We start from the raw sequence: 14,308 nt of genomic DNA, 5'->3' as shown, positions 1-14,308 counted from the left end.
CCGACATTTCGGCAGGGCCCTTTCCGAAAACGGTTTGCAGCCCCCCCGGCCCCCGGCAGGCTGCCCGCCGACATGGCGACCTCCTCCAACATGAACCGTCCTCCCGTCCCCGCCCTGTTCAAGGTCGCGCTCGCGCCGGTGCAGGCCTTCTTCCGGCTGGAGGCCAGCAGCGGCATCCTGCTGGCCCTGTGCGCGGTGGCCGCGCTCGCGTGGGCCAACTCCCCCTGGGGGGCCACCTACGCCGCGGTGTTCGACGCGCCCCTGCGCCTGGAGATCGTGGGCCACGGCGGGCACTTCACCTTCCGCGAGTTCATCAACGACGGCCTGATGACGCTCTTCTTCTTCCTCGTGGGGATGGAGATCAAGCGCGAGCTGTCCTCGGGGGAGCTGCGCACCTTCTCCCGCGCGCTCCTGCCCCTCATCGCCGCGCTGGGGGGCATGGTGGTGCCCGCCCTGCTCTACGTGGCCTTCACCCACGGCACGCCCGCGCAAGGGGGCTGGGCCATCCCCATGGCCACCGACATCGCGTTCGCCATTGGCTGCCTCACGCTGGTGAAGGCCCGCGTGGGTCATGGGCTGGTGGTGTTCCTCACCGCGCTCGCCATCTTCGACGACATCGGCGGCATCCTGGTCATCGCGCTCTTCTATGGCACAGGCCTCCACGTCGAATGGCTGGCGGTCGCCGCGGGGCTGGCGGCGGTCCTCTGGGGGCTCAACCGCTTCTACGTGCGCAACGGGCTGGCGTACGCGCTGGTGGGGCTGGGGCTCTGGTACGCCATGCACCACGGCGGCATCCACGCCACGCTGTCCGGCGTGGTGCTGGGCCTCGCCATCCCGGCGCTGCCCACCCGGCCGGGGCGCGAGGTGCTGGAGGAGCTGGCGGAGTACATCCGCGGGCTCGTGTCCCAGCCGGACGACGAGGGTGAGCGCGCCGCGCAGCTGCTCCACATCGAGGAGGCGCTGGAGGACATCGAGCCGCCGCTCAACCGCTTCGTGCACCTGTGGCACGGCTACGTGGCGTACGGCATCGTGCCGCTGTTCGCGCTGGCCAACTCCGGCGTGGACGTGTCCGGCATGTCGCCGTCCGACCTGCTCAAGCCCCTGTCGCTGGGCATCATCACCGGCCTCTTCGTGGGCAAGCAGGTGGGCATCTTCCTGTTCACCTGGGCGGCGGTGAAGGCGGGCGTGTCCCCGCTGCCCGCCGGGGCGAGCCTCGCGCAGCTGCACGGCGTGTCGGTGGTGGCCGGCATCGGCTTCACGGTGGCCCTCTTCGTGGGCGGACTGGCCTTCGCCGGACAGCCGTCCCTGCTGGCGGAGGCGAAGCTGGGCATCCTGACGGGCTCGCTGCTCTCCGCCGTGGTGGGCTACGTGCTATTGCGCTACGTGGCCCGTCCGCTCCAGCCGGCGGTGTCCGCTCCGTCATGAACCTCCAGGACCTCAACCGCATCCGGCAGATCACCCTCATCGCCGCCCGCCACGGCTTCGGCGAGGTGGCCGAGCGCGCGGGCGTGTGGCGCATGCTCGGCGGCCGCAAGGAGAAGGTGGAGGTTTCAGAGGAGGCCCGGCGCGCGTCCACCGCCCGCCGCTTCCGCCTCTTCCTGGCGGAGCTGGGCCCCACCTTCATCAAGCTGGGGCAGGTGCTCTCCACCCGCGCGGACCTGCTGCCCGCGGAGTTCGTGGACGAGCTGGCCACGCTCCAGGACCACGTGGAGGCCATCCCGCTGGAGGAGGTCCAGGCGCAGATCCGCGAGGCGCTGGGCAAGGACGTCCAGGAGCTGTTCGCGCAGGTGGACCCGCAGCCGCTCGCCGCCGCGTCCATCGCGCAGGTGCACCGCGCGGTGACGCTGGACGGCGAGGAGGTCGTCATCAAGGTGCAGCGGCCCGGCATCGCCCAGCGCATCGACGCGGACCTGGGCGTGCTGCGCTCGCTCGCGCGCCTGCTGGAGGCCGTGGTGGAGGAGACGGGCATCTACACGCCCTCCGGCATCGTGGACGAGTTCGACCGGGCCATCCACGAGGAGCTGGACTTCCTCAACGAGGCCACCAACATCCGGGCGTTCCTGGAGAACCACAAGGACCGCCCGTACCTCAAGATTCCGCGCGTGCACGCGTCGCTCTCCAGCCGCACCGTGCTCACGATGGAGTTCATCCGGGGGGAGAAGATCAACCCCGCCGCCCTGGCGGAGGCGGACCGCAAGCAGGTGGCCCAGAACATCCTGGAGGCCAGCTTCCGCCAGCTCTTCGACGACGGCCTCTTCCACGGCGACCCCCACCCGGGGAACCTGCTCCTCCTGGAGGACAACCGGCTGGCGCTCCTGGACTTCGGCGTCGTGGGCCGGCTCACGCGCCCCATGCAGGAGACGCTGGTGATGCTGTGCCTCGCGGTGGCGCTCAAGGACAGCGACTCCGTGGCGCGCATCCTCTACCGGGTGGGCGTGCCGGACGCGCGCGCCAACCTGATGGGCTTCCGCAACGACATCGAGTCCATCCTGGGCCAGCACCTGCCCACCACGCTGGGGCAGGTGGACGCCCGCACGCTGCTGCGCGACCTGCTGGACCTGGCCGTGAAGTACCGCATCCGCATCCCCAAGGAGTACGCGCTGCTGTCGCGCGCCTCCATCTCCACGGAGGGCATGCTGCGCGGCCTCTACCCGGAGCTGAACATCATCGAGGTCGCGCTGCCCTACGCGAAGGAGCTGATGGCGGGCAGGTACGATCCCACCCAACTCCAGGGCGGGCTGATGCGCACGCTCCTGCGCTTCCAATCCATGGCGCAGGATCTGCCCACGCAGCTGTCGCAGATCCTCCTGGACCTGGAGACGGGCAAGTTCAGCGTCACGGTGCGCGCGGAGCAGTTCGACAAGCTCAACGAGAACCTGCGCAGCGTGGCCGTCATCGCCTTCCTGGGCCTGTGCGCCTGCGGCTTCATCGTGGGCGCCTTCATCGCCTTCGCGCCCCGGCCGCCCATGTACGGCAACGTCCCGGTGCTGGGCATCGTGGGCATCGCGCTGTCGGCGGCGCTCTTCGGCGCGGTGCTCACCTGGTACCTGTTTGGGGGGCGCTTCGGGAAGGTCAGCGTCAGCCGCTTCCTGAAGAAGCGCCGGTAGCCCGGGCCGCCGTGCCCGACGACGTGGTGGGTGTGACACCGGCCCACCCATGGGCAGACAGGCCAGGGGGCGCATGTCACGAGAGCAAGAACCCATCCGTTGAGGGGTGCACAGTCGCGCGCGGCCCGGCTAGGCTGCGGGGCTTCCCGTTCTCCCCTCTAGCCCCCGTGCTCGAATTGTTCGCGAACCCATCCGCCGCCCGTCGTCCGTACCGCGCCCCGCTGGCCACGTTGTTCGCGGCCGCGCTCCTCGCCACCACCGCCGGCTGTGCTGGCGGGCTCGATGATCCCGAGCGCTTCACCGGAGGGACCTCCTCCTGCGCGCCCGGCACCACCGCCACGAGCCTCATCCAGGCGCAGTGCTTCGCGTGTCACTCCACTGAGACGAAGAACATCGGCGCGAACCTGGACCTCCAGGCGGCCGGGTTGCCGGGGCGGCTCTACACCACCACCGCGTCGTGCAACGCGGCGCCGCTGGCGGACAGCGCCAACCCCTCCCAGTCCTTCTTCCTGAAGAAGCTCTCCGCGTCGCCCGGCTGCGGCGCGCAGATGCCCCAGGGCAATCCGCTGAACGCGGCGGACACCGCGTGCATCTCCGAGTGGCTCATCGCCGGAAAGCCGAGCTCCCCGTGAAGACGCGCGCCCCCTACGCCTCGGCCGCCGCCCTCCTCGGCGCGGTGCTGCTCCTGGCCCCCGCGGCCCACGCCGCGCCGAAGAAGACGGCCCGGACGTCGCAGTCCTCTTCGAAGAAGTCGAAGGCCTCCACCGTGGCGGAGGCCCGCCGCGTGGCGGTGCTCGCCTCCGGTCCGCACGCGGACGCCGCGCGCGACGTGCTGGAGGCGGAGCTGGCCCGCCGCCCGGCCCGCTACGAAGTCGTCCCGGAGTCCGCGGTGCGCGCCGCCGCGTCGCGCCTGGGGCAGGACCCCACGCAGCCCGCCGGCGCCGCCGCCGTGGCGAGCGAGCTGGGCCTGAGCGCCGTGCTCGTCGCGGACACGGCCACCGTGGGGAAGAAGCCGCAGGTGCGCATCACGGTGCGCAACGGCAAGGACGGCAAGGCGCTGGCCTCGCCCGCGGCGGCCCGCCCCGCGACGGAGAAGCTGGTGCCCGCGGCCGTGAAGCGCCAGTGGACCGCCCTGGAGCGCGGCCTGCTGAAGTCCCGCGCGCCGGAGGCCGCGGCGGTGGCCCCCACGCCGCCCAAGCCCGTGGAGCCGGAGCCGTCGGTGAAGCCCGCGACGCCCATCGCGGAGACGCCCTCCACGACGCCGTCGGCCACGACGCCGAAGACGCCTGACACGGGGCCTTCCCGCAAGCCGGTGGCCGCCGCGCCGAAGCCGGACGAGGCGAAGGCGCCGGAGGACGGCGCCCCCACGCCGCAGGAGCTGCACTCCGCGCCGCTCGTTGAGGGCGCGGTGGGCCTGCGGCTCTTCGGCCGGTCGCTTCGCTACAAGGACGACGTGTTCGGGGTGCTCCGGCCCTACACGCTGGGCGCCGACGTGGGCGGCTTCGCGCTGCCGGGCGCGCCGCAGGTGTCGGGTGACATCACGGTCTACCCGCTCGCGCGCTTGAAGACGGGCGCCCTGGCGCGGCTGGGCATCACCGGCGCGATTGATCAGTCCTTCGGCTTGAAGTCCACCGGCTCCACGGGCGCGGTGTCGTTCCCCACCGTCGCGCGCGAGTGGCAGGCGGGGCTGCGCTACGTGGTGCCCTTTGGCGCGCGGGACCGGTACGGCTTCGAGATCACCGGCACCTACGGGATGAACACCTTCCGCGTGGACGCGGTGGACGGTGAGCGTCCGGTGGACCTGCCCAACGTGGAGTACAAGACCGCGGGCCTGGGGTTGGGCTTGAGGGCGGAGCTGACGGAGAAGCTCGATTTCAACTTCCGCCTCGGCTACCTGCACCCGCTGGACTCGGGCGAGCTGTCCTCGGACGCCTGGTTCCCCCGGATGTCGGCGGGCGCCGTCACGGGCAGCGCGATGGTGGCGTACCGGCTCAACCGCTTCCTGGACGTGCGGTTGAAGGCGGACCTGCGCCGCTACTTCTTCAAGTTCAACCCCGAGCCGGGCGACCCCTACGTCGCGGGTGGCGCGGTGGATCAGTATCCCGGCCTGTCGCTCCAGCTGGGCTTCCGCTACTGACCGTGCCCTCCCGTCGGTCCGTGTCACGCACGGACCGGCGGTGTGGGGGCTGGGTTCTCGATGCGCTCCGCTCTCTTCGCCCTGTTCGCGGCCGTTGGCGTGTTGCCCCTGGGGCCCGTGGCGCTCGCGGCCAACCCGCCCCTGCGCAGCTCGAACTACGCGATCGACGTGTTCCAGGGACCGGTGCTGGCACCCGTGCGGGTGTCGGGGCTGGCCGGCGCGTACGCGCCCCTCGCGGAGGGCGTGGAGGGCATCGGCGTCAACACGGCGGCTCCGGCGGCGCGCTCGCTCTATTCGACGAAGTACGTCGACTATGACCTGTCGCTGGGCTTCACGTTTCCCAACTCGCTGCGCGACACCGACTTCGATAACAACGGCAAGGTGGGCTTCGCCTACAAGGACTTCCTCTTCACCCAGATGGGTGGGCTGATCCAGTGGGGCCCCTGGGGCGTTGGGGGGCTCGCATCCCTCCAGAACTACACGCTGGGCCTGGACGCGAACGGGCAGCTCCTCCAGCTGAGCATGACCCGCTTCCAGCTCCAGCTCGCGCGCGCGCTGCTCGATCGCGAGCTGGTGGTCGGTGTCGGCCTGCGCGCGGTGTCCCTGGGAATCGACGCGGGTGAGGAGACGAAGACCAACCTCGCCAGCATGTTCGGCATCAACGTCGAGGCTGGCGCCCTCTGGACCCCGCTGGCGCTGCCGATGCGCGCGGCCCTGTCGCTCCGCGCCCCGGTCCAGGGGCGGCTGCTGCCGGGCAGTCCGACCCCCGCCGACGCTGACGGCAACGTGAGGGTCGCGGGCCTCTATCTGCCCTCCTCGGTCAAGCTCCCCTGGGAGATTGAAGCAGGGTTCGCCTACCAGTTCGGCCCCCGCCCTCTCCAGATCGCGTGGGGCCCGGACCGTGAAGAGCAATACAGGATCCTGCCGCGCGGGAAGCTGCTGCTGACGGGCTCGGTGCTCATCAGCGGCGCGGTGTCGAACGCCATCGGCTTCGAGTCCTTCCTGTCGCAGCAACTGGAGCGGTCCGGGCGCCGGGTCGTGTTCTCGCCGCGCGTGGGGGCGGAGATCGAGCCCATCGAGAATCGGCTCCAACTGCGCCTGGGCAGCTATCTCGAGCCCAGCCGCTTCGATGGCATCCAGCCGCGCCTGCATGGCACCGCCGGGGTCGAGCTGCGCCTGTTCCGGTGGTCTGTCTTTGGCCTGACCTCGCCCGAGACCTCATGGCGCATCAACAGCTTCATCGACGTCTCCCGCCTCTATCTCGCCTGGGGCGTGGGCGCCGGCATCTGGCACTAGTCGAGCCGGATTGGCCGCCGTCCAGGACGGGGCCCGACAGCGTTCGTTCAACCTGGACAGGCACAAGGCCTTGCGTGGCACGGCCCCCTTCGAGAGAACCAGTCGTAAATCTGGATAGCTAGCTTTAACAGCAAATGCCGGTAGGCTATACGTGGTCGCAGGCTCCGTCCGGCGCCAAGGGCAGGACCTCCCGTTGAAAGGCCGTGCACCCGGTCATGACGCCTCCTCGACGCATCAGCCCCAAGGCGGGCCTGCTCCTGTTCATCCCGTTTGTCTGTCTGACCCTGGCGGTTCGGAGCGTCGCGTTCGCGCCGCAAGGCGTGGACCTCGACTTCAGCGCGTATTGGGCGGCGGCCCGGATGGCCTTCTCCCACCAGACGAGCCCCTACAACGGCGAGACGCTGCGCGCCGTGGGAGGAGAATGGCTTCCAGGGCGACAGCCCGTACCGCCCTTCATCTACACGCCAACGGCCCTGCTGCCCTTCGGGCTCATCGAGCACCTGGAGTTCGTCACTGCGGCCCGGGTCATGCTCGTCATCAACCTCCTCGCCAGTGCGGCCATGTTTGCCTTCATGGCCTCCGCGCTTGGACTGACGAGAAGCCGGCGAACGTTCAGGTATGGGATTGTCTACACCCTGCTGTTCGCCCCCATCTACTCGTCGCTGGGCATGGGCCAGGTGAACCCGGTGTTGCTCCTGCTGGTCTGCGTTGTGTGGCACGTGCACCGGAGCGGGCGGATGGCGGGGGTGGGAGGCCTGGCCGGAGCGGCCGTGGTGTTCCTCAAGTTCCACTTCGGCCTGTTGCTGCTCCCACTCCTGTTGCGGCGACAGTGGCGGATCGCGCTCTGGGGCAGCGCGTTCCTCCTCCTGGGCGCGGGCCTGTCCTGGGCGCTACTGCCATTCGACGGCTGGAGCCAGTGGCATGAGCACGTCGTGCGGGCCAGCTCGCTCACCCAGTTGCCCAAGGGGCTCAGCGGGGTCACGGATCCGTCCAATCTGAGCGTGCCGGCCCTGACGGGACGCTTCCTGCTGAAGAACCCGGCGTTTCCAAGCAACCCGGTCCCGCCCTGGTTCGCCGCCGCGGTTCCCATGGTGTTGTGCGGCGCCATCGCGAGCATCGCGGTCGGAGTCCTGTGGCGCCTCAGCCGGACGCCCTGGACTCACGAACGCGCGAACCTGGAGATCTGCCTCGTGCTGGCGACCATCTTCGAGGTGTCGCCTGCCTCGTGGGGCTCGCAGTTGGTGTTCCTGCTGCCGGTCATCTACCTGCTGGGCTGTGAGGTGGTCGCGTCGCCGGAGGAGCCTTCCGCGCGGCGGCTCCTGCTGGGCGCCGCGATGTGCGTCGTGGCCGTGCACCCCATCTTCTTTCGGCTCCAGGCCTCCGGTGCCGTCCTGGGCGTGGCCACGCTGCGCTCCCTGGCGCCGCTGCTGTTGTGGGCTTCCCTGGTGATGTGGGCGCTGCGCCACGCTCCTGTGCGCAAGCCCGCCGAGGTGTCCCCCGTCACCACCGCGCCTGCCGTCTGAAGCCGCGCATTCGTCGCGTGGGTTCGCAAGCGCCTTGTCGCGCGCGGTCCCGCGCGTTTGACTCGAGGACCATGGCCCCTGTGCTTCATCGACTGTTCCTCGTGGGTGTCCTCCTCGTCATGGGCTGTGGAGGGCTGCGCCGGTCCCTCGCCGAGGAGGGCTATCTGCGACAGCAGCTGTATGACTACAGCTACGACGTCCCACTGGATGCGCTGTGGGGAGAGGCGGTGGCGGTGACGGCGCGGGCGGCCAGCGCGAAGGAGTGGACGGAGGGCACCCGGAGCGCGGAGGGGGTGCGGACCTTCGCGGTGAACTTCCCCGGGGCCAAGGCCGATTCGCTCGGCGAGACGGGGCTGCTCGTCAGGGGCTGGGAGGCGGAGGGACGCAGCCACCTCCACATCTTCCGCGTGTCCCAGCGCCGGCCACCTCCCCCCTCCGACCTGGGTTCGCGCGCCGAGGATCTGGAGATGAAGGTCCTGGAGCGCTTCCGTCCGGAAGACGCGCGGAGGTTCCAGGAGGGCGCGAAGCAGGCGGGCCAGCGCGCCCCGTAGGTGTCAGTTCATCGGCACGACGAGCACCTGGGGCCGCCGCGGGACGACGTCCACCTCCCGCACCTGCTCGTTCGAGCCCAGTTGGATGCGCACCGAGTGCCGTCCCGTCGGGAGCGACAGCCGGGCCACCTGGAACTCCGCGGGGAGGCTGAGCCAGCCCTGCTCCATCCGGGTGCCCACTTCGATGACCCGGCGGGAGAGGAGGACCCCGGCCACGGGCGGCAGGAGGATGTAGCTCGCCACCAGGCCCGTGTTCACCGCGATGGACCCAGCCCGCTCCGTATCGGAGAGGACCCCCAGCCCACCGCGGCGCAACAGCAGGTTCTCCAGGGAGGTGACGGTCTCGAAGGGCCACGCGTGGCCCCCGACCTCCACCGCGGCCCGCGCGTGGGACCAGTCGCGGGCGCAGACGGACCAGACGGATTCCATGGAGTTGGGCAACACGCAGCGCTGGGGAATCCTCCCCGCCTCCACGATGACGACCAGCTCCCCGTGCGAGTCCTGCGCGCCGGTCTCCTGCTCCCCCACCCCGGGGAGTAGACGCTCCAGCTCCGCGCGCTCCACGCGTTCCAGGCGCCGCGACTCGGCGAGGAGCTTCGGCTCCAGGTGCTTCAGGTGGGACGGCGCTCCGGGGGGCGCGCGCCGGGTGACGCGCCACGCCTCCAGGTAGTCGAGGAACGCCGACTCCTCGTTCCCCGCCAGCTCGTGCGCCAGCCCGCTGACGTACAGGCCGATGGCGCTGCGCTCCAGGTACGCGCGGAAGTCCTCGTCGAAGGGCACGAGCATCAGGTGCTGCTCGAACCGGGCGCGGTGCACCTTCTCCAGGTGCTGTCGCAGGTGCAGCGCGTTCGTCAGGCGCGCCTCCACGGCGGCTTCCTCGGGGCGTCCCAGCTGGAGGTAGTTGAGCGCGTTCAGCGTGTGCAGCGCCTGTCGCTCCAGCGTCCCCATGCGCCAGGGGGCGCTCCCGAAGAGCTCCTCGGACAGCCTCACCGTCTCGCGAGCATCCGCGAGCGCCGCCGTTTCGTTCAGGGCGCGGCTGCTCGCCTCCCACGCCCCCGCGCGGTGCAGCAGCCCGCCCTGGTCCGCGCTGACGAGCAGGGCATCCAGCGAGGCGCGGCTCGCCTCGGCGTCCAGCTCCTTCAGCGCCTCGGTGTACTGGCCCGCTTCCGCCAGGGTGCGCACCTGCGCGGTGTGCAGCACATAGCTGGGGGTGCACGCTGTCAGCAGCGCGAAGAGCGACAACCCCAGGCGGACGCTCGGGACGTGAGGATGCATACGGGCCGTGAGCGTAGAGCGTGTCCGCGAGAGAGGCGAGGCCTGCCCTCGGGGGGCCTCCGCCCCGGGACGCGCCTACCGGTAGACGGGTTGGATGACCGCGCCATCGTCCAGCTCGGCCGGGAGGTCGCTCGCGACGAGCTCGCCGGGCTTCAGCCCCTCCTTCACCTGGATGCGGGTGCCGTCACTCGTGCCAATCGAGATGGGGACGAGCCGGATCTTGTTGTTCTCCACGACCGCGGCGCGGACCTGACCCGAGCGCACGATGACGGCCGCGTCAGGAACGGTCGGGAACGGCGGGGTGGTGACGTTCACCTCGACGTGCACGAACGTCCCCGGCAGGATCCCGACGTTCCGGTTGTCGAGCCAGATCTCGGACAGCATCGTGCGCGTGCGAGGCTCCAACTGGCCCGAGATCCGCGAGACGCTCGCCTGGAGTCGGCGGTTCGGCTGGTCATCCGTCCAGACGACCGCCGGGTCTCCGACGCGGATCGACGTCGCGGCGTCCTGGCCGAGGTACACCGTGATGCGCAGCGTGCTCGTATCCGCCAGGTCGACGATGGGCTGCGCCGCCTGCGTCGAGCCCGTCGCCGCGGGAATGAGCGCGCCCGGGTCGGCATAGCGCGCCGTCACCAGCCCGGAGAATGGCGCTTCGATCACCTGGTAGCTGTGCAGCTCGCGCGTCCGCCTCAGCGTCTCCATCGACGTGCGCAGCTGCGCGTCCGCGACCTCGTGGTCCTGGCGCGACATCACCCCCACCCGGGCCAGCTCCTCGGCCCGCGCGGCCAGCTGGCGGCGCAGGTTGAAGTCCGTCTCGGCCGCGCGCACGTCCTGCTCCGTCTCCGGAGACCAGAGGATCGCGAGCACGTCGCCCTTCTTCACGCTCAGGCCCTTGTCGGTGTTGATCTCGCGCAGGTAGCCCGGAATCTTGGCGTACAGCGTCGTGGACAGGAACGGCCGCGCTTCTCCGGGCAGCGTGAGGCGCCGCGATGCGCCCCCTTTCTCCACCTTCGTCACCAGGACCGTCGGGCCGAGGTTCGCCGCGCGCTGGCGCTGGTCGGCCCCTGCCCGCTCGCTGGCTCGCCGATGCAGATACAGCACCGCGACCGCCGCGACGGCGACGAGCACGAAGACGGCGCCGACGAGCTGGGTCTTGCGGCGGCTCACGGCAGCGGCTCCATTTCCTTCTTCAGGCGGGCGTCGTGGAGGTGCTTCGAGGGCTCCTTGCGCCGCAGGAGGGCGTAGACCAGCGGCACCACGAACAGCGTGACGAACGTGGCGACCAGCAGCCCGCCAATGACCGCCCGCCCGAGGGGCGCGTTCTGCTCGCCGCCCTCGCCCAGCGCGAGCGCCATCGGGAGCATGCCGAGGATCATCGCGAGCGCGGTCATCAGCACCGGGCGCAGGCGCGTCTGTCCGGCGACGACCGCCGCGTCGAGCGCATCGAGGTTCCGCTCGACGCGGATGTCGTTGGCGAAGTTCACGAGCAGGTTCGAGTTCGAGACGGCGATGCCAATCACCATGATGGCGCCCATCAGCGACTCGACGTTGATGGTCGTGCCCGTCGCCGCGAGCATCCACACCACGCCCATGAGCGCGCCGGGAATCGCGACCATGATGATGAACGGGTCGAGCCAGGACTGAAGCAGCGTCGCGAGCAGCAGGTACACCAGCACGATGGCGACGATCATCCCCAGCGCCAGCGCGGAGAAGGAGTGGAACATCGCCTGGCTCTGCCCGCGCAAGGCGATGCTGGCGCCGGGCGGCAGTGTCTTGGTCACCCGCTCGATCACCCGGTTGACGTCGCGCGCGACGCCGCCCAGGTCGCGCCCCTCGACGCTGGCCTGGATGTTGAGGAGCGGCCGGGCCGTGTACTGGTCCAGCCGCGCCGCGTTGGTCGTCAGCGTCGTGGTCGCGATGGTCCCGAGCGTGGGCGCGATCCGCGCCATGGACAGGGTGCCCGCGTACGTCCCGGCGTTCGTCGTCTGCGTCGTCGTCGTGAAGGCCGCGGAGGCGGACAGAGGGGTGGACGAGACACCCATGACGTCCCGGATGTCGAGGACGGGCGTCTGCACCACCACCGGGTAGTTCACGTTGTTCTTCGGGTCGACGAAGAAGTTGGGGTTGGACAGGCTCGTGCCCGTCAGCGACGTCAGCAGGCTCGACGCCGCGTCTTCAATGCTCAGGCCGATCTGCATCGCCCGCGAGCGGTCGACGTTGACCGCGAACGCGGGGTGCTCCAGGACTTGAGGAATGCGCACGTCGGCGATCCCGGGAATGACGCGGATGTCGTCGAGCATGCGGCGCGCGACGGCGTACAGCGGTTCGATCTGCTGTCCCTGGAGCTGGACGTCGATGATCGCCGATGAGCCGAAGTTGAGGGCCTGGGTGATCACATCGCCTGACTGGAAATAGAGGACCGAGCCGGGGAAGCGGGGCACCACCTCGTCGCGGATGCGCTGCCGGTAGAGCGCGCTCGGGCGGTGCTTGGGGGCGAGCTGGATGAGGATGTCGGCGTCCTGCTCGCCGATGCTGTCGCTCTGCACGTAGGCCAGGTTGACGGGGATGGGGACGCCGATGTTGTCGTTGATCGTCACCAGCTCCTCGGCGGGGATGACCTTGCGGATCTCCTGACCCAGCTCCGCGACCAGCCGCTCGGTGTCCTCGATGCGGCTGCCGATGGGCGCGCGGAAGTGGATCTTGAGCTGCCCGGTGTCCACCGTCGGGAAGAAGTCCAGGCCGACCAGCGTGGCGAGCGCGCCCGAGGCCAGGAACAGCAGGAAGAAGATGAGCAGGACGAACACCGGCAGGCCGAGCACCGTCTTCAACACCGAGGCATAGCCGCGCTCCAGGCGCTCGAAGGAGCGGATGCGCCACGCGTTGAAGCGCTGCCAGCGGGAGGGCTTCCTCGACGGATCGAACTGCTCCGACTCGGGCGGCTCCTTGCCCAGCAGCAGGTGTGACATGGCGGGGACGAGCGTGCGCGACAGCAGATACGAGGCGAGCATCGCGAACACGACCGACAGCGCGAGCGGCACGAAGAGGAAGCGCGCCGGCCCCGTCAACGAGACCACCGGGCAGAACACGATGCAGATCGTCAGCGTCGTCGCCAGGGCTGGCATCGCGACCTGCCGCGCGCTGTTGAGCACGGCCACCGCCAGCCGAGGCTCGTGGACGCGGTTGCGGTTGATGTTCTCGATCTCCACGGTCGCGTCGTCGACCAGCATGCCGATGGCCAGCGACAGCCCGCCCAGCGTCATCAGGTTGAGCGTCTGGCCGGTCAGGAAGAGGCCGATGATGCTGCTCAGGATGGCCAGGGGGATGGACGTGCAGACGACGAGCACGCTGCGCCAGGAGCCGAGGAACCCGAGGGTCATCAGCGCGACCAGCAGCGCCGCGGTCGCGCCCTCTCGGACGACGCTCCACACCGCCGCCCGCACGAACACCGACTGATCGAAGTCGATGCGGAGCTCCATCCCATGCGGCGCCGCGGCCTTGAGCGTCGGCAGCATCTCACGCACCGAGTCCACCACCACCAGCGTCGAGGCGGTGCTCTTCTTCAGGATCGCGAGGTAGGTCGCGCGTCGCCCGTTCACGCGCACCACGTTCTCCTGGACCGCGTAGCCAGAGTGCGCGATCGCGACATCTCCCAGGTACACGATCGCGCCGTCGACGAGCTTGATGGGGATCCGGTTGAAGTCCTCGTAGCTCGTCGGGCTGGAGTTGAGCAGCACGTCGAACTGCCGCCACCCGATGCGCGCCGAGCCGGCCGGCAGGATGACGTTCGAGGTCAGCACCGCGTTGACCACGTCCTGCGGGGAGAGGCCCTTGGTGGCGAGCTTCACCGGATCGATGTCGACGCTCACCTGACGCGTGGCACCCCCATAAGGCGGCGGCACCTGGAGGCCTGGGATGGTGAACAGCCGCAGGCGCAGGAAGTTCTGCGCATAGTCGAACACCTCCAGCTCCGACTGGTTGGAGCTGGAGAGGGTCAGCTGCGCGACGGGGATGTTGGAGGCGTTGAACTGCAGGATGTTGGGCGTGGTGATGCCCGGCGGCATGAAGCGCAGCTGCTGCTGCGTCTGGGCGGTGATCTGCGCGATCGCCGCGTTCACGTTCACGTCCCGCGCGAAGTAGAGCTTGATGATGCCGGTCCCGAGGATGGACTCCGCCTCCATGTGCTCGATGCCGTCGACGGTCGTCGAGTACCCGCGCTGCGCGACGAGCAGCACGCGGTTCTGCATGTCCGACGCGGTGAGGCCCGGGTAGTTGTAGACGACGATGACGACGGGGATGTTGATGGCGGGCAGGACGTCCGTGAGCATGCCGCGCACGGAGAGGAACCCGAGCAGCACGATGACGATGCAGAACGTCGCGACCGAGTACGACCGCCGGAGCGCCAACAGGACCAGCCACATG

The 14,308-nt window shown here is 70.0% G+C and carries 10 protein-coding genes; 7 read left to right on the top strand and 3 right to left on the bottom strand.

Annotated features, from left to right (window positions below; all coding sequences use genetic code 11):
- Positions 1–72 precede the first annotated feature (72 nt).
- The 7 genes from nhaA (at position 73) to GTY96_RS19105 (ending at position 8,614) form a co-directional block, all read left to right on the top strand.
- Positions 73–1,425: a Na+/H+ antiporter NhaA gene (nhaA, locus tag GTY96_RS19135; protein ID WP_201756217.1), complete on the top strand. Its 1,353-nt coding sequence runs from the start codon at positions 73–75 to the stop codon at positions 1,423–1,425.
- Entirely contained in the window at positions 1,422–3,107 is a 1,686-nt protein-coding gene (locus GTY96_RS19130; protein WP_161665469.1) for an ABC1 kinase family protein, read from the top strand. The genes nhaA and GTY96_RS19130 overlap by 4 nt, the downstream gene beginning before the upstream one ends.
- A 167-nt stretch (positions 3,108–3,274) precedes the next feature.
- On the top strand, positions 3,275–3,739 hold the full coding sequence (locus GTY96_RS19125) for a hypothetical protein (RefSeq protein ID WP_143904679.1): 465 nt from the start codon (positions 3,275–3,277) through the stop codon (positions 3,737–3,739).
- Positions 3,736–5,244 carry a hypothetical protein gene (locus GTY96_RS19120; protein ID WP_161665468.1) on the top strand — a complete coding sequence of 503 codons (1,509 nt, stop codon included), beginning with the start codon at positions 3,736–3,738 and terminating at the stop codon, positions 5,242–5,244. Before GTY96_RS19125 ends, GTY96_RS19120 begins: the two co-directional genes overlap by 4 nt.
- A 60-nt stretch (positions 5,245–5,304) precedes the next feature.
- Positions 5,305–6,540: a hypothetical protein gene (locus tag GTY96_RS19115; RefSeq protein WP_235685718.1), complete on the top strand. Its 1,236-nt coding sequence runs from the start codon at positions 5,305–5,307 to the stop codon at positions 6,538–6,540.
- Between the two features lie 215 nt (positions 6,541–6,755).
- The gene (locus GTY96_RS19110; RefSeq protein ID WP_161665467.1) at positions 6,756–8,063 is read left to right on the top strand and encodes a glycosyltransferase family 87 protein; all 1,308 of its coding nucleotides are present in this window, start codon (positions 6,756–6,758) and stop codon (positions 8,061–8,063) included.
- A 71-nt stretch (positions 8,064–8,134) separates the two neighbouring features.
- Positions 8,135–8,614 (top strand): hypothetical protein, encoded by a 480-nt coding sequence (locus GTY96_RS19105; protein ID WP_161665466.1) that lies wholly within the window; start codon positions 8,135–8,137, stop codon positions 8,612–8,614.
- Positions 8,615–8,617: 3 nt separating this feature from the next.
- Here the strand turns inward: GTY96_RS19105 and GTY96_RS19100 are convergent, their stop codons facing one another.
- From GTY96_RS19100 to GTY96_RS19090, 3 genes are all read right to left on the bottom strand, one after another.
- Positions 8,618–9,889, bottom strand: coding sequence for a hypothetical protein (locus GTY96_RS19100; protein ID WP_161665465.1), 1,272 nt, complete (start codon positions 9,887–9,889; stop codon positions 8,618–8,620).
- Positions 9,890–9,964: 75 nt separating this feature from the next.
- A complete protein-coding gene (locus tag GTY96_RS19095; RefSeq protein WP_143904684.1) occupies positions 9,965–11,056 on the bottom strand; it encodes an efflux RND transporter periplasmic adaptor subunit in 1,092 nt (363 codons plus the stop codon).
- Complete coding sequence (locus GTY96_RS19090) at positions 11,053–14,307, bottom strand: efflux RND transporter permease subunit (RefSeq protein WP_161665464.1); 3,255 nt, start codon at positions 14,305–14,307, stop codon at positions 11,053–11,055. The genes GTY96_RS19095 and GTY96_RS19090 overlap by 4 nt, the downstream gene beginning before the upstream one ends.
- Between the last annotated feature and the right edge of the window lies 1 nt (position 14,308).

Origin of the sequence: Corallococcus silvisoli (genome assembly GCF_009909145.1) — a bacterium.
Classification (GTDB): domain Bacteria; phylum Myxococcota; class Myxococcia; order Myxococcales; family Myxococcaceae; genus Corallococcus; species Corallococcus silvisoli.
The sequence above is the reverse complement of the archived record's forward strand: the minus strand, read 5'-3'. Positions and strand labels throughout refer to the sequence as shown.